General features: G+C 71.4%; 13 protein-coding genes. 6 read left to right on the top strand and 7 right to left on the bottom strand.

The features are described from left to right. Positions 1 to 50 precede the first annotated feature (50 nt). Positions 51 to 1268: an alginate lyase family protein gene (locus ACFVS9_RS13775; protein WP_389931968.1), complete on the bottom strand. Its 1218-nt coding sequence runs from the start codon at positions 1266 to 1268 to the stop codon at positions 51 to 53. A gap of 270 nt (positions 1269 to 1538) precedes the next feature. Here ACFVS9_RS13775 and ACFVS9_RS13770 point away from each other — a divergent pair, with 270 nt between their 5' ends. After that, complete coding sequence (locus tag ACFVS9_RS13770) at positions 1539 to 2117, top strand: secreted protein/lipoprotein (RefSeq protein WP_389932071.1); 579 nt, start codon at positions 1539 to 1541, stop codon at positions 2115 to 2117. 15 nt (positions 2118 to 2132) lie between these two features. Here the strand turns inward: ACFVS9_RS13770 and ACFVS9_RS13765 are convergent, their stop codons facing one another. Continuing rightward, entirely contained in the window at positions 2133 to 4364 is a 2232-nt protein-coding gene (locus ACFVS9_RS13765) for an FUSC family protein (protein WP_383113763.1), read from the bottom strand. A gap of 371 nt (positions 4365 to 4735) precedes the next feature. Beyond that, positions 4736 to 5581 (bottom strand): SigB/SigF/SigG family RNA polymerase sigma factor, encoded by an 846-nt coding sequence (locus tag ACFVS9_RS13760; protein WP_383113762.1) that lies wholly within the window; start codon positions 5579 to 5581, stop codon positions 4736 to 4738. 306 nt (positions 5582 to 5887) lie between these two features. On the opposite strand from ACFVS9_RS13760, the gene ACFVS9_RS13755 reads away from it, so the two are divergent. Then, complete coding sequence (locus tag ACFVS9_RS13755; RefSeq protein WP_383113761.1) at positions 5888 to 7075, top strand: PP2C family protein-serine/threonine phosphatase; 1188 nt, start codon at positions 5888 to 5890, stop codon at positions 7073 to 7075. A 25-nt stretch (positions 7076 to 7100) separates the two neighbouring features. Here ACFVS9_RS13755 and ACFVS9_RS13750 read toward each other — a convergent pair whose 3' ends face one another. Then, positions 7101 to 7598: a MarR family winged helix-turn-helix transcriptional regulator gene (locus ACFVS9_RS13750; protein ID WP_383113760.1), complete on the bottom strand. Its 498-nt coding sequence runs from the start codon at positions 7596 to 7598 to the stop codon at positions 7101 to 7103. 311 nt (positions 7599 to 7909) lie between these two features. On the opposite strand from ACFVS9_RS13750, the gene ACFVS9_RS13745 reads away from it, so the two are divergent. Next, on the top strand, positions 7910 to 8302 hold the full coding sequence (locus tag ACFVS9_RS13745; RefSeq protein WP_383113759.1) for an STAS domain-containing protein: 393 nt from the start codon (positions 7910 to 7912) through the stop codon (positions 8300 to 8302). A 175-nt stretch (positions 8303 to 8477) separates the two neighbouring features. Here ACFVS9_RS13745 and ACFVS9_RS13740 read toward each other — a convergent pair whose 3' ends face one another. From ACFVS9_RS13740 to aztA, 3 genes are all read right to left on the bottom strand, one after another. Then, complete coding sequence (locus ACFVS9_RS13740) at positions 8478 to 9086, bottom strand: GPP34 family phosphoprotein (RefSeq protein WP_389931964.1); 609 nt, start codon at positions 9084 to 9086, stop codon at positions 8478 to 8480. Between the two features lie 152 nt (positions 9087 to 9238). Then, on the bottom strand, positions 9239 to 10762 hold the full coding sequence (locus ACFVS9_RS13735; RefSeq protein WP_383118900.1) for a catalase: 1524 nt from the start codon (positions 10760 to 10762) through the stop codon (positions 9239 to 9241). Between the two features lie 551 nt (positions 10763 to 11313). Beyond that, positions 11314 to 12060: a zinc ABC transporter ATP-binding protein AztA gene (aztA, locus tag ACFVS9_RS13730; protein ID WP_389931962.1), complete on the bottom strand. Its 747-nt coding sequence runs from the start codon at positions 12058 to 12060 to the stop codon at positions 11314 to 11316. A gap of 15 nt (positions 12061 to 12075) precedes the next feature. Here aztA and aztB point away from each other — a divergent pair, with 15 nt between their 5' ends. The 3 genes from aztB to aztC are packed head-to-tail and all read left to right on the top strand — an operon-like array spanning position 12076 to position 15166. Beyond that, positions 12076 to 12930, top strand: a complete 855-nt coding sequence (aztB, locus tag ACFVS9_RS13725; RefSeq protein ID WP_389931960.1) for a zinc ABC transporter permease AztB — start codon at positions 12076 to 12078, stop codon at positions 12928 to 12930. Positions 12931 to 12950: 20 nt separating this feature from the next. Continuing rightward, positions 12951 to 14186: a hypothetical protein gene (locus tag ACFVS9_RS13720; protein WP_383118897.1), complete on the top strand. Its 1236-nt coding sequence runs from the start codon at positions 12951 to 12953 to the stop codon at positions 14184 to 14186. After that, positions 14183 to 15166, top strand: coding sequence for a zinc ABC transporter substrate-binding protein AztC (aztC, locus tag ACFVS9_RS13715; protein ID WP_389931958.1), 984 nt, complete (start codon positions 14183 to 14185; stop codon positions 15164 to 15166). The genes ACFVS9_RS13720 and aztC overlap by 4 nt, the downstream gene beginning before the upstream one ends. The last annotated feature ends 28 nt before the right edge of the window (positions 15167 to 15194 follow it).

The following is a 15194-nucleotide window of genomic DNA, read 5'->3' as shown; positions in this document are numbered from 1 at the left end:
CTCCCCGGTCCACCCGGCGCGGCTCACCGCTCAGCGGGCCGCCGCCCGGATCAGTTCGGGTTGTCGCCGTGGGTCAGGGTCTCCCAGGCCACGAAGAGGTTGTTGCTGCCTGCCGGGCGGTTCTGCTCGGTCAGCCGCTGGGTGTTGGTCATGGCGGTCCCGAGCCGGTTGTGCAGGGCGTTGTAGCCGACCTCGGTGACGGGGCCCAGGCCGAGGTCCAGGGATCCGCCGCACAGCCAGCTCGGCGCCGCTTCGCCGAGCTGGTACTTGGACTGGAAGCCGAGAGCCTGACGCAGCCGCTCGCCGACATCGGTGCCGTAGAGGTCCTGGCCCTGGATCCGGCTGGTCTCGGCGATGTGGGAGATGGCCGAGATGCCGTAACCGGTGTGGGTGAAGTCGCGGCAGGTCTCCTGCGTGAGCCCGGTGACGAACGTGGACTGCCCCTGCCAGTAGCTGACGATCTTCGCGGTGGTGTCGAGGTTCTGGCTCGGCACGGTCCTGGGCACGGCTCCGTCGGACGCGAGATAGACGTACGCGGCGGTCCGCGTCCGGAACTTCGCCATCGCCTTGTCGTACGACGTCCTGTCCTCCAGGAAGACGGAGATGCCGACGGCGGCCTCCATCATCGACAGTTCCCAGTTGCCGTTGGAGTTGGAGCCGTTGATGACCTGCGGCAGATAGACGTCGCGCAGCATGGTCGAGAAACGCCCGGAGCCGGCCCAGGTCCCGGTGTACGTGTACTGGATGATCTCGGCCGCCTTGGGCCAGGAGGAGCCTGCCCACCCGGTCTGCAGCGGGGCGTTGCTGTTGGTGTGGTTCCTGATGACCGCCGACCAGGCGTCCATCAGCTCGATCGACTTCCTCGCGTACCGCTCGTCGCGCGTGATGTACCAGACGAGCGCGTCGGTGTAGGCGGCTATCGCGTCCTCACGCTCGTCGGTGCAGCCGTTGTTCGGGTTGGAGTACGAACCGCACTCGACGGTCGCACGGGGCTTGGCGGTGCGGTTCAGGTCGGCGTACCTGCTCGATGCCAGCTGGTCGTAGGCGCTTTTCCAGGGCTGCGCCCCGGAGTTCACCTTGCCCCGGGTGAAGTCCAGCTGCGCCTTGGAGACGGTGACTCCGGGGTGGGCGAAGGCCGCGGGCGCGGCCTCGGCCCGTTGGGCGCCCGGCAGGGAGAGGGCGCCCGCCACCAAGGCGCAGACAGCGGCGGCGGCGACCAGCAGCGCAGGGCGGCGTCTGGGGCGGTGGCTTGCGTGGGTGTCGGGCATGTGGGGGCCATCCGTTCGTCTATGTGAACGATGCACTGGATGTTGAACACGCGCGCTGGTCGGTGACCATAGGTACGGACCAGCGGGCCGTCAAGAGTCCCTGACGGATCCGCAGTTCAACCGCTGTCCATGGATGCGGACACGACCTGACGGAGTACCAGGACGGTGACCTGCGGAGGGCAGGCGTCGTTGGGGTGGTGATCGATATCGGACGACCGGTTTGGGGCAGTGATGGTGACGGTTCGGCAGAGACACTCCCGGACGGGCGTGATGCTCCGGTGCGGGGCGGCGGCGCTGGTTCTCGCGCTGGCGGGATGCGGGGGAGAGGGCGGAGAGACGGACGGGAAGTCCTCGGCGGACCTCTCTCCCGCCTCGTCCTCACCCGGCAGGCCGGCCTCCTCGGCCGCTCCCGCGGCGGCGGATTCGCCGGCCGAGGCCGAAGCGAAGGTGCTGGAGGCCTACGCCCTGATGTCCGCGGCGCGGGAGGAGGCGTACGGAGCGGCCTCGGCCGACGGGACGCGGCTGAAGCGGTACATGGCGCCCGACGCGTTCGGCGCCGTAGAGGCGGATCTCGCGCGTATGCGCGACCGGGGCACGGCGATGCGCGGCAGCCTGGGCCATGATCCCGAGGTCACCGCACTGGCTGTCGGCACACAGCCGCCCACCGCGACCGTCGAGGACTGCGTGGACGCCTCCAGGTGGCAGACGCTCGACACGACGACGGGCTGGCGGATGCCGGCCCCGTCCGGTCAGCCGTCGCGGTACACGGTCACCGCCGAGATGGAGCGCGGGGACGGGGAGAGGTGGACGGTCACCCGGTACACGGCGGACCGGGCCCGTTCCTGCTAGGTGCGGGGCTGTCCCTCACCCCCGTGCGGACTTCTCCCCGGTGCGCTCCGTGACCGGCACGTCCAGCGGGCGGGCCAGGCCGACCACCCCTTCGTCGAGGCGCTGCAGATGACGCAGCACGCGGAAGGTGACCGTGCCGGAGGGCGGGGTGGCGGCCCCGTCGTCCCTGAGCGTCGAGGCGATGCTCGCCCCGGACCGGACCTCGCCCGCGCCCTCCTCGTCCCCCACGTGCGCGGCGAGGACCGCGATGTTGTGGGCGATGCGCTGCCCGGCCCGCTGGAGGCGGGGGTCGGCCGCGATGTTCTTGCTGTGCGGCACCAGTTCGGCGGTGGCCGCGAGCGAGCGCGCGTGGTAGGCGCACGTCTCCAGGAGCGCCACCAGGTAGCGGACGGTCTGCCGGCGACCGCGCAGCGGGGTGATCGGGTAGGTCAGCGGACTGGTGGAGTCGCGCAGTTCGTCCAGTGCCGTGTCCAGGGCCCGGGCCTTCCCGAGCAGATCGGACGCCGGTCCGCCGCTGAGCTGCTCCACCGCCGAGGACGCGACATCGCCCAGCTTGTCGAGCACGGTCCCCAGCAGTTCGTCGGTCCGCCGGTCGGTGTGCACGGGCAGGACCAGTACGGCGGCGATGACACCGCACGCGGCGCCGATCGCGGTCTCCTCGATCCGCAGCACCAGCACGTCGAAGCTGTACGAGTTCAGCAGGGTGTAGAGCAGGCCCAGCATGGCCGTGACGAAGAAGGACATGACCGCGTACGACAGCGGAGCGGTGAAGAACATCGCGAAGATGAAGACGAGGACCAGCGCGAACGCTATCCAGGTGTGGCCGCCGACCAGTCCCGCCAGCGCGACACCGGCCACGGCGCCCAGCAGGGTGCCCAGGAGCCGGCGGTAGCCCTTGACCAGGATCTCGCCGGTGGAGGCGGTGTTGAGGAAGACGACCCAGCAGGTGAGGACGGCCCAGTACCAGCGCTGGCTGGAGAGGAGTTCGCCGCCGATGATGGCCAGGACCGAGCCCACCGACACCTGGAAGGCGGCCCGCGTGGTGGGGCGCCGCAACCCGGACGGCTCCTCGCCCGCGGACTCCTCGGAAGAGGCGAGCGCGATGTCCTCCGCGTCGAACTCCTCGCGGGAACGGGTGGTCGCCGGCGAGTCGTCGGACTCGTCCTGCGGTCCGTCCAGCGCGAGCCGCAGCCCCAGGACGGACCGCGCCGCCTCACCGATGCCGCGGAACGCGTCCTGGATCCCCGCGGGCGCCGGCGGGAGCCTCTCCTCGTCGCGGTAGCCGAGCAGCCGGTTGCGCAGGTGCGCCACCGCCGTCCCCCCGTCGTTCGGCGCGGGCCGGTCCACCAGGAGATGAAGCGCCTTGAGGTCCCGGCGCAGGGCGATGGTCGCGTCGTCCTCGGCGGGCCGCCAGTCCCCGGTCAGCGGCACCGGGGCATGCGGCAGATGGAGTGTGAGGGTGTCCGCGCGCTCGGCGCTGCGGGCGTTCAGCAGCAGCATGCCGAGCCGCTCGGTGGCGATCTCGGCATCGGCGACCCTGCGCTGGAGCAGGGCCGCCTTGTCCGCGTCCCGTGTGCCCTCCTCCAGGCGGCCCTGGATCATCAGGGCCGTCTCGTGCAGTCGCGCGGTGCGCCGGCGCAGGTCGTCGAGCACCTTCTCCAACTGCTCCGGGCCCGCGTCGAGCAGCTCGATCTGCGTGGCGACGAGCTGCGCGACGCGTGTCCGGAACGCGTCGCGCAGTCGTGCCAGGACCCGGCGGGGCGTCTCCGGGACGAGGGCGAAGCGCACCACCGCGCTGCAGGCGAACCCGGCGGACAGGGTCAGGAAGAGGGCCGGCAGGGCAGAGGCCGTGACCCCGACGAACAGGGAGAGGAAGTAGATCTGGAAGCCGATGAGGCCCAGCGCGGTGGCCCGTTCGCCGAACCGCCGGCAGTAGACCGCGCCGAAGATGAGAGCCACGAAGAAGAGGTCGCCCACGATGACCTGAGAGGCCAGCAGTGCGCCCAGCGACGTCGCGGCGAGGGCGACCGGCAGGCCGAGGGCGAGGGTGACCGCCTGGTCGCGGACGAGGGTGTCCTTGATCGCGAACGTGGCGGCCATCGCCGTCATCGCGCCCGCGACCAGGTGTGTGACATCGGTGCCGAACAGCACCAGCACCACCAGGGTCAGCGCGATCGCCGCGACGGTCCGCAGTCCCGCCATGAGCCTCAGCAGCCCCGGATCCGACGCCGCGAACCGATCCCACATGATGGCCCCGCCCCGCCGCCGCACTGCCCTCACCCTGCGCTTTCTTCCGCTGTCCGCCACGATCCACGTGCTGTTCAGCATTGCACGGCAGGGAAGCGGGCAACGAACGCAGGTCGACGACCGGGACAGTTCCGGGACGTTCCACGGCCAGCGAGGGTCTCCGGCGGGGAGATGTACGGGCGTCCGCTCGGGGCGGGCCGCCGGGAGGGTCCTCGACGCGCGCCCGGAGTGAATCCGGTGCGCGGAGAAAGGCGATCCCGGGGGCGGTCGGCCGCCCCCTGGTGTCGTGCCGCGGTCATCTGACCGCAGGTTCCCGGCGCTTCGCCGCCCGGTCCGTACGCCTTACGCCGTACGCGCGGGCAGGCGGCGGGTCAGGCCAGCATGCCGGCCCGGAGCTTGCCCAGGGTGCGCGTGAGGAGCCGTGAGACGTGCATCTGGGACACGTCGAGCTCGGCGCCGATCTGAGACTGCGTCATCTCCTGGCCGAACCGCATCTCTATGATGCGGCGCTCACGGTCGTCGAGTTCCTCCAGGAGCGGGGCCAGGGCGTGCAGGTTCTCCACCGTCTCCATGGCCGAGTCCGGCTCACCCAGGACGTCGGCGAACGTGCGGGAGACCGTCGCGCCCGTCGTCTCGCCCGCGTCCGTCGGCATGTCCAGCGAGCCCGCGGTGTAGCCGTTCGACGCGATGATGCCCTCGATGACCTCGTCCTCGGTGAGCTCCAGGTGGGCGGCGAGCTCCCTGGCCGTCGGGTCACGGTCGAGGCGGACGGCCAGTTCGTCCTTGGCCTTGGCCAGTTCCACACGGAGTTCCTGGAGCCTGCGGGGGACGTGGACGGCCCAGGTGGTGTCCCGGAAGAAGCGCTTGATCTCGCCGACGATGTAGGGGACGGCGAAGGTGGCGAACTCGACCTCCCTGGAAAGCTCGAACCGGTCGATGGCCTTGATGAGCCCGATGGTCCCGACCTGGGTGATGTCCTCCATGTCGCCGCTGCCCCGGTTGCGGAAGCGGCGCGCGGCGAACCGGACGAGCGAGATGTTCATCTCTATGAGGGTGTTGCGCGCGTACTGGTGCTCGTGCGTGCCCTCCTCCAGAACCCGGAGCTGTTCGAAGAACAGGGTCGACAGGGCGCGGGCGTCCTTCGGCGTGATCTTGCCCGCGTCCTCGATCCAGGGCAGCTCACCGATGTGTTCGGGCGCGGTGTCCGGTGCCGGCACTCCCTCGGTCCGTACGGCTCCGGCAGTATGTTCAGCGATCACTGTGTGTTCCCACCCTCCCTGGTAGCGAGTGCTTCCTGACGAGCCCCTGCCCTGCCTCGGAGACCCCATGCGCACGGATCCGCTTTTTCTTGCTGCGTGGAAACAGTTGCCCCTGGACATCGTAAGATGAGCCATGCCGTCCACCGGTGCGACCTTTCGGGCGTGCCGCGCTGGATCGGGTACAGGCCCCGTACGCTGGAGGCCGGGGGCCGGGTCCCGAAAGCGGTCCGGGTTTCGGCGCAGCATGACGAGAAACAGGATCACGTGGACAGATTCGCCGCGGTCGAGCGGGAACTGCGCAAGGCGGCACCCCATCTGCTCCTCGACGTCGTCACGACGGCTCTGCGGGAGCAGTTCGACGTGCGGAGCGTGAAGTTGCGGCTCGCCGACTACGGCATGACCACGCTCCAGGTGGTGTCCGAAGTGCCGACGGCCGAGCCGGTGCCCGTGCACGACAGCCCTCAGGGGCGGGCCTTCGGCGCGCAGGAGCCGTACGTGGAGCCCCGGACGACGCCGGGCCCGGTGACCGCGCACCTGCCGGTGACCGTCCGCGGCGACCGGCTCGGCGTCCTGAGCGTCACGGCGCCCGAGGGCGGCTGCTCCCGGTCGGACCTGGCGGAGATGCAGCAGATCTGCGAGGCGCTCGGCCACGAGATCCTGGTCGCCGAGCGGGACACCGACCTCTACCTCCTCGCCCGCCGCGCCACGAGGCTGACCCTGGCCGCCGAGATGCAGTGGCAGCTGCTGCCCGGCCGCTCCGTGTCCCGCCCCGAATTCAGGCTCGGCGCCCACCTGGAGCCCGCGTACGCCATCTTCGGCGACAACTTCGACTGGTCGGTGTCGGCCCACCACCTCACCCTGACCGTCACCAACGGCATGGGCAAGGGGATGGAAGCGGCCCTGCTGACCAACCTCGTCGTCAACGCGCTGCGCAACGCCCGGCGCGCCGGCCTCGACCTTCCCGGCCAGGCCAGCCTCGCCGACCAGGCCGTCTACACCCAGCACCGTGGAGCCCTGCACGCGTCCGTCCTGCTGCTGCGCTTCGATCTCGCCACGGGTGAGGTGGAGGCCGTGGACGCGGGGTCCCCCCGCATGTGGCGGCTCAGGGGAGGCAGCGTCGACACGATCGACTTCGACGCCCAGCTGCCCCTCGGCATGTTCGAGGAGACCGAGTACGTCGCGCAGCGCCTGCGCGTCGAGCCCGGCGACCGGCTGCTCATCGGCAGCGACGGCGTCTACGACAGTGCGTCGGAGGCCGGGGAGTTCTACGGGCAGCGCGCCCTCGCGCGGTCGCTCTCCGCGCATCGTTTCCTGCCGTCCGAGCAGGTGCCGCTGGCCGTGCTGCGCGACCTGAGGGACCATCGCGGGACCGTGCCGCTGGACGACGACGCCCTGGTGGTCTGTCTGGACTGGTTCGGCCGGCAGTCCGCCGCCGGCGGCCCGTCCGCGTGACCGGCGCCGACCGGTCGGCCTGTTCCTATCCGGTCGACCGCAAGGGTCTCGCCCCGCCGCTGTCCTGTCCCGCGGCGGCGGCCGCGCTGCGGAAGGCCCTGAGCCCTTCGAGCAGTGAACGCCGGGCCTTCACGGGCATCGCGTCGATGGTGGACATCAGTATCTCCTCCCTGCGCGTCCGCAGGTCGACGAGGTACGCCTTGCCGTGGCTGGTCAGCCGGAGCTCCAGCTCACGACGGCTCACCGGGCTCGGGGCGCGTTCCACGAAGCCCGTGGCCTGTAGCCGGTCGCACAGCCTGCTGACCGAAGGGGAAGCCGACCCCAGCGCTTCGGCGAGCATGCGCAGATTGATGCCCTCCTCCCGGTCCAGCGTGTACAGGACGCGGAGCTGGGAGGGGGAGACCGGACCGGTGGGCACCGCCTCACGTCCGTGTTCCCAGAGGACTTCGAGGAGTTCGACGAACTCGGAACCCTCACGGGCCGCGTCCCGGGACCGATGGTCGGGTTCGGGGTTCAGGCCCATATCGTTGACACTCCGATCCGGCATTGCTTCACTCGTCCGTCTGGCCACCGGACCGGGCAAGCAGGCCGGGCGTCCGATGCGCTCGTATGGAAAGCCAGGACAAAGTCTCCGGGACACACCCGTGGCCCCGAGTATCCTACCTCCGTCCGCCGCAGGCTTCTGAAGGCCGCGCCTGCGGACCATACCCTTGCCGCATGGCAACAGTTGTCATCAGGTACGGTTCCGCAGGTGACATCCGATGTGTGATCATCCAGCGGTCACCGCCGCTCCTGCCGCGACGGCGACCGCTCCCGGCCTGGAGCACTGACACCATGACGTACAGCCAGCCCCTCATCCTCACCGTCCGGCACCCGGCGGACTCGGTCGCGCTCCTCACCGTCGCGGGCGAGATCGACGTCGACAGCGCGCCCGGCCTGCGGACCAGGGCGATGGAACTGATCAGACAGGGCAGACCGCACGTCGTCCTCGACCTGGAACCCGTCGAATTCTGCGACTCCTCCGGCCTGAACACGATGATCGGCGTCCTGCGGTACGCGAAGGACCGGCACGGTTCCCTCTCGCTCGTGTCCGTACCGCCGCACCTCGCCAGGCTGCTGGACGTCACCGGGGTCGGTGAACTGATCCCGGTGTTCCCCACCGCCGCCGAGGCCCTGACCCGCATCGCGATGCCCGGAGACGCTCCGGAGGAGCGCCGCCCCGTCTAGGCGCGCCGTTCAGGCGTCCCCTTCAGGCTCCCCTTCAGGCGTCCCCTTCAGGCGGACGGGATGCCGTCCGCGACGCGAGGGGACGGCCGGCGCCGCCCCGTCCGGACCCGTGAGGCGTGGCGCCGGCGGACGGTCCGGCCGCGCGTGCGTCCGGGCGACGGCGCGCGGTCTCCCGTCACGGCCCGCGCCAGACGTTGGCGAACGCCGCGCTCTCGATGGACCGCCTCTGGCGCACGGCCTCCAGCTCCATCACCGCGTCGTTGACAGCGGCCAGGACGGTCGCCGCCACGTCGTCCTCGGGGTCCGGCACGCTCTCCGTCCGCCGCCCCGGAACCCCCACGGCCTCGGCGAGACCGGAGAGCACGGGCTCGTCGTCCTCCCAGCGGTTCAGGGCCCGACGGCGGGAGGGCGTGTCGGCCGGCTCCACGCGGTCGGCCCCGAACGGGGAACGGCTACGGCTGCTCCGGGTCAGCCGGCCGTCCTCCTCCAGGGCGCCCCGGTACGCCGCCGAGAGGTCACGCCCCCGCCGCCACAGCCAGTCCTCGACCCGCTCGTACGGTTCCTGCCGGGCGAGTGCCGACGACGCCTCGCCCAGGAGGCGGTCGTCCAGCGCCGGCTGCGGTCCCGGGACGACGCGGTCGCCGTCCACGGTGAGGGCCCCTGCCGCGGCGAGGTCGATGAGCTCGGCCCCCGCGAGCGCGAGCGAAAGGTCGCCCTGCCCCACGGGGCGGTCCGGCGGCCCCAGGGCCAGAGCGATGATGAACAGGTCTTCCGCCGTGGTCATGGACGGCTCCCTCGCGTCGGTCGTCACTGCAACGTACCTGGCCCGCCGCGCACACGGACGGCCGAAGGGCGGGAACGGCGGCACGGCGAACCCCCGCGCCCCCGGCGTCGGCCGGGGGCGCGGGGGCCGTGGAGCTGCGGACGCGCCCCTGGTCAGGCCTTGTCCTGCATGGACCGGCGTGCGGGGTTTCCCTGCTCCGAGGCCTTGGGATCCTTCTCGCCCGCCTTGGCGCGTACGCCCTCCTCGATGCGGCGGCCGATCGGCCCGTCGATGTTCGACCAGTACTCGAAGGCGCGCTTCAGGACCGGCTCGGTGACGCCGTTGAGCAGGTGGCCGACGACGTTGTCCACCAGCCGGTCCCGCCCCGCGTCGTCGAGCACCTCACGCACCATGGTCCCGGGCTGGCCCCAGTCGTCGTCCTCGGCGTGGTCGACGTAGGCCGCCCGCGTGATGTCGCCGTCGGCGTGCCAGCTCGGCGGGCTGCCGTAGCGTTCGGTGTCGGCCGCCGGGCCGCCCTTCGAGTTCGGGGCGTAGACCGGATCGGTGGTCTTCCGGAACGCCATCGCCCCGTCCTTGGAGTACGTGTGTACCGGCACGACCGGCGCGTTCACGGGGAGCTGCTGGTAGTTGGCCCCGATGCGGTAGCGGTGCGCGTCCGCGTACGAGAACAGCCGTGCCAGCAGCATGCGGTCCGGGCTCGGGCCGATCCCGGGGACCAGGTTGTTGGGCTGGAAGGCCGCCTGCTCGATCTCGGCGTGGTTGTCGGTGGGGTTGCGGTCCAGCGTCATCCGCCCCACCTCGATCAGCGGGTAGTCGCTGTGCGGCCACACCTTGGTCAGGTCGAACGGGTTGAACCTGTAGTCCACCGCGTCCTCGTACGGCATGACCTGGACCTTCAGCGTCCAGCTGGGGTACTTGCCGTCGCGGATGTGCTCGAAGAGGTCACGCGTGTGGTAATCGGTGTCGGCCGCCGCCATCTGGTCGGCCTCGTGCTGGGTGAACGTCTCCACACCCTGGTCCGTCTTGAAGTGGTACTTCACCCAGAAGCGCTCGCCCTGCGCGTTGATCCACATGTACGTGTGCGAGGTGTAGCCGTTCATGTGGCGCCAGCTGCGCGGGATGCCGCGGTCACCCATCAGCCAGGTGACCTGGTGGGCCGACTCGGGGGAGAGGGTCCAGAAATCCCACTGCATGTCGTGGTCGCGGAGGTTGTTGTCCGCGCGGCGCTTCTGCGACCGGATGAAGTGCTGGAACTTCATCGGGTCCTTCACGAAGAACACGGGGGTGTTGTTGCCCACCATGTCGTAGTTGCCTTCGCTGGTGTAGAACTTCACCGCGAAGCCGCGCGGGTCGCGCCAGGTGTCCGGGCTGCCCCGCTCGCCCGCGACGGTGGAGAAACGGATGACCAGTTCGGTCGTGGTGCCGGGCTGGAAGAGCGCCGCCTTCGTGTAGCGGCTGACATCCCCCGTCACCTCGAAGCGCCCGAAGGCGCCGCTGCCCTTGGCGTGCGGCTGGCGTTCGGGGATGCGCTCCCGGTTGAACTGGGCCATCTGCTCGATCAGGTACGAGTCCTGCAGCAGGATCGGTCCGCCCGGGCCGACGGTGAGCGAGTGTTCGTCGCTCTCCACAGGGATGCCGGAGTCCGCGGTGGTCGGCTGGTGCGAGGTACTGGTCACTTTCGCTTCCCCTTCGTCGTGGGGTGTGGGTGCGGAACGTGGTCGGGGCCGTGGACACGGGGCGGCGCATCGACGTCGAGACCGGGCGTGGGCCCCTGGGCGAGGTGCCCGCCGACCGTGTCTCCCCGCTCTCCAGACATCGCCGTACCGGTAACCGGTATCAACCTAGCCAAACCTGGGCAATCAGGCCATACGGAGAGGCTGGGGGCGCGTGCTCGGTCCCGGCGGACGCTCCTCCGGTCCTGTGCCGTCGTGGTGACGCGGCGGCCGGTGCGCCCGCTGCCGAAGGGGGGCGCGTAAGGGCCGCGCACGGTCCCGCCGGGCCGCGTGCGGCGGCACCCGGCGGGGCGCGGAGGCCCCCGGGGCGCGGATCCGCGGGCCGTGTCCGGGCGGCCCTGCGGTGGTTGAACGATGGATGGTCGAGGATCCGTCACCGCTGTGCGGGCGTGGCCGCGCGGCCGCATCCGGGTGACCGGCCGCGGATCCGCCGGCGGAGCGCTGTGCCGCGTGCGGGCTCGCGGCGGCTCCGGCCGGGGGAGCGGGTTCCGTCGTCAGGTCGGCTGCCAGGCGGCCCGGGCGAGCGCCGACGTGGTGAGGACGTCCACGGGGCGGCCCCATCCGGTCAGGTGGCCGTCGCGGAGCAGGAGGCAGGTGTCCGCCGAGCGCGCCGCCTCCAGGTCGTGCGTGGCGTGGACGACCGTCACGCCGTCGGCGACCAGCTCCGCCAGGATCGTCGTGATCCGGCTCCTGGCATCCGGGTCGAGCCCCGTGGTCGGCTCGTCCAGGAGCAGCAGGTCCGACTCCTGTGCCAGTCCCTGGGCGATCAGGGTGCGTTGCCGCTGCCCGCCCGAGAGTTCGCCGAGCTGGCGCCCGGCGAGGTCGCCGATGTCCAGCCGGCCGAGGGCGGCGTCCACCTTCGCGTGATCCCGCCGGGTGAGCCGGCGCCAGGGCCCGCGTTCGGCCCAGCGCCCCATCTCCACGGTCTGCCGGACCGTCAGCGGCAGGGCGTCACCGACGGCCCCGCGCTGCGGGACGAAGGCGGGCGGCCGGCCGCCTCCGTGGCGGAGGTCCCCGGATGTCGGGTCGATCACACCGGCGAGCACCCCGAGCAGTGTCGACTTGCCGCTGCCGTTCGGCCCGACGAGCGCCGTTGTCGTCAACGCCGTTATTTCGGCGGTGAGTTCATGGAGGACGGGCCTGCCCGGGTAGCCGGCGCACAGGTCGGTGAAGCGGACGCGCGCCGTCGGGTCCGAGGGTCCGGAGGGCGGGAGGAGTGGTTTGTTGAACATGATTTTCATTGTAGTGTCACCGGCATGGAGTGGTTGACGACCCCGTTCGAAGTGACCTTTGTGCAGCGAGCCCTGTGGGGCGGAATCCTGGTGTCCGCGATCTGCGCCCTGGCCGGTACCTGGGTGGTGCTCAGAGGCATGGCCTTTCTCGGGGACGCCATGTCCCACGGGCTGCTGCCGGGAGTCGCGCTGTCCGCGCTGGCCGGCGGGAACCTGCTCGTGGGAGCGGTGGCGAGCGCGGTCGTGATGACGGCGGGTGTGACCGCCCTCGGGCGCACGCCGCGGCTGTCCCAGGACACCGGGATCGGCCTGTTGTTCGTGGGCATGCTCTCGCTCGGCGTCATCATCGTGTCGCGTTCGCAGTCGTTCGCGGTGGACCTGACCGGCTTCCTGTTCGGTGACGTCCTCGCCGTCCGTGAGCAGGACCTGTACCTCCTCGGGGCGGCGCTGCTGGTCGCACTGGGCGTCGCCGTCCTCGGCCATCGCGCCTTCCTCGCCCTGACGTTCGACCCGCGCAAGGCCAGGACCCTCGGACTCCGCCCGCGTCTCGCACACGCCGTACTGCTCGGGCTGCTGGGACTCGCGATCGTCGCGTCGTTCCACATCGTGGGGACGCTGCTCGTCCTCGGCCTGCTCATCGCCCCGCCCGCGGCCGCGCTGCCCTGGGCCCTCAGTGTCCGCGGGGTCATGGGCCTCGCCGCACTGACCGGTGGGGCCGCCACCTTCGGCGGGCTGCTGCTGTCCTGGCACCTCGGCACCGCCGCCGGTGCGACCGTCGCGGCCCTCGCCGTGAGCCTGTTCTTCCTCTCCCATCTGGCCTCCGGCCTGCGCCACCGCCGCGCGCGCCCTGCCGTCCCCGCCGTCCCGACCGTTCGATGAAGAAACCAGAGGCGACCGACTTGTCCATCCGAAGAAACGTCACACCGTGGGCCTCGGCCGCACTGGCGCTCACCGCGCTGCTCGCGACGGGCTGCGCGGGGCGAGGAGCCGAGAAGCCCGCACAGGCCAGTTCCTCCACGACCGCTCCACCGCACGGCTACGTCGAAGGGGCGAAGGAGGGCGCCGAGCAGCAGTCCCGCCTGGTGCTCAACGATCCCGGCAGCGGCGACAGCCGGGTGCTCGACCTCATCACCGGCACGGTGCACCCGACGGCCGCCGTGGCGGGCGCCGTCCGGCTGGACACGGACGGCCGGTTCGGCTACCTCCACACCTCCCGGGGCACCCATGTGCTCGACGGCGGTGCCTGGACGGTGGACCACGGTGACCACGTGCACTACTACCGCGCGGCGATACGCGACGTGGGCCTCCTCCCCGGGAGTGCGGACGCGCAGGTACGCGGCGACGCCGTGGTCACCGCGGTCACCGACGAGGACGGCCGGACAGGGGTGTACGACCGGACGGAGCTGGAGAAGGGCGGCATCCGTTCGCTCCGCTCCCTCCCCGGGGCGCACACCGGCGCCGTCGTCCCGTACGCGGAACACCTGCTGGCCCTCACGGACCGGGGCGGAACGGCGAAGGTCGCGGTGTACGACCGCGAGGGCAGGCCCGTCGCGTCCCCGGACGCCGCGTGCGAGGCCCCGCGCGGCGACGCCGTCACCCGCCGCGGAGTGGTCCTCGGATGCGCCGACGGCGCCCTGCTGCTGCGGGAGAAGGACGGCGTCCTCACCGCCGACAGGATCCCGTACGACGGAGAGGTGCCCGAGGGGGAACGCGCCGACTCCTTCCGTCACCGGCCCGGCAGCGACACCCTCACGGCACGCGCCGGGAAGAAGGCCGTATGGGTCCTGGACGTCACTGACCGCACCTGGAGGCGGGTGGAGACGGGGCCCGTCGTGGCGGTGGGAACGGCCGGAGAGGGCTCGCCCCTGCTGGTCCTGGAGGCCGACGGGGCGTTGCACGGCTACGACGTGGCCACCGGCAAGGAGATCTCCCGCACCGGAAAGCTCCTGACGGGAGACCAGCACATCGCCAGCGGCGGGAGCGGGCCCGTGATCGAGGTCGACCGCAGCCGCGCCTACGTCAACGACCCCCGGGGCAGGCGCGTGTACGAGATCGACTACAACGACGACCTGCGCGTCGCACGCTCCTTCGACGTCGGTATCGAGCCGCACCTCATGGCGGAGACAGGGCGATGAGGGCCACGGGAACGACCGGGGCGACGAAGCGCGCGAGAGTGCGGGTGGCGCGGTTGCGCAGCCTGCTCATGGGTCTGCTGGCCCTGACCACAGCCGCGGCCGCGACCGCCTGCGCCACCGGGGAGGATCAGCCCCGCATCGTGGTGACCACCAACATCCTCGGCGACATCACACGCGAGATCGTCGGCGACGAGGCCGACGTCACCGTGCTGATGAAGCCCGACGCGGATCCCCACTCCTTCGGCCTGTCGGCCGTGCAGGCCGCCGGACTGGAGCGCGCCGACCTCGTGGTCTTCAACGGCCTGGGCCTGGAGGAGAACGTGCTGCGGCACGTGGACGCCGCCCGGGCGTCGGGGGTGGCCACCTTCGAGGCCGGTAGGGCCGTCGACCCGCTCACCTTCCGGGTGGACGAGGGCGGTCCGGACGAGGAGGCGGGACAGCCCGACCCGCACTTCTGGACCGACCCGGACCGCGTGCGCAAGGCGTCCGGCCTGATCGCCGACCAGGTCGTCGCACACGTCGCGGGCGTGGACGCCGACGCGATACGCGCGAACGCGGCCCGCTACGACCGGCAACTGGCCGACCTCTCCACCTGGATGGAGAAGTCCTTCGACCGGATCCCCGAGGACCGGCGCGCCCTGGTGACCAACCACCATGTCTTCGGCTACCTCGCCGACCGCTTCGGTCTCCGCGTGATCGGCGCGGTCATCCCGAGCGGGACGACCCTCGCCTCACCCAGCTCCTCCGACCTGCGCACCCTCACCCAGGCCATGGAGAAGGCCGGGGTACGGACCGTGTTCGCCGACTCCTCGCAGCCCAAGAAGCTGGCGGAGGTGCTGCGCGCCGAACTGGGCGGTCAGGTACGCGTCGTCGAGCTCCACTCGGAGTCGCTGACCGCGAAGAGCGGGGGCGCCGGCACCTACCTGCGGATGATGCGCGCCAACACCGAGGCCATGACCGACGGCCTGACCGGCGGCTGAACCTCCTCACCCGCCCGCACAGGGACCG

Source organism: Streptomyces sp. NPDC058008 (assembly GCF_042886395.1).
Lineage (GTDB): Bacteria > Actinomycetota > Actinomycetes > Streptomycetales > Streptomycetaceae > Streptomyces.
The sequence above is the reverse complement of the archived record's forward strand: the minus strand, read 5'-3'. Positions and strand labels throughout refer to the sequence as shown.

Excerpts from the sequence above, each read along its gene's own strand:
- ACFVS9_RS13750 (WP_383113760.1), bottom strand. The coding sequence starts at position 7,598 with ATGGGCCTGAACCCCGAACCCGACCATCGGTCCCGGGACGCGGCCCGT.
- aztA (WP_389931962.1), bottom strand. The coding sequence starts at position 12,060 with ATGAAAATCATGTTCAACAAACCACTCCTCCCGCCCTCCGGACCCTCG.
- ACFVS9_RS13745 (WP_383113759.1), top strand. The coding sequence starts at position 7,910 with ATGACGTACAGCCAGCCCCTCATCCTCACCGTCCGGCACCCGGCGGAC.
- ACFVS9_RS13765 (WP_383113763.1), bottom strand. The coding sequence starts at position 4,364 with ATGTGGGATCGGTTCGCGGCGTCGGATCCGGGGCTGCTGAGGCTCATG.
- ACFVS9_RS13775 (WP_389931968.1), bottom strand. The coding sequence starts at position 1,268 with ATGCCCGACACCCACGCAAGCCACCGCCCCAGACGCCGCCCTGCGCTG.
- aztB (WP_389931960.1), top strand. The coding sequence starts at position 12,076 with ATGGAGTGGTTGACGACCCCGTTCGAAGTGACCTTTGTGCAGCGAGCC.
- aztC (WP_389931958.1), top strand. The coding sequence starts at position 14,183 with ATGAGGGCCACGGGAACGACCGGGGCGACGAAGCGCGCGAGAGTGCGG.
- ACFVS9_RS13740 (WP_389931964.1), bottom strand. The coding sequence starts at position 9,086 with ATGACCACGGCGGAAGACCTGTTCATCATCGCTCTGGCCCTGGGGCCG.
- ACFVS9_RS13770 (WP_389932071.1), top strand. The coding sequence starts at position 1,539 with ATGCTCCGGTGCGGGGCGGCGGCGCTGGTTCTCGCGCTGGCGGGATGC.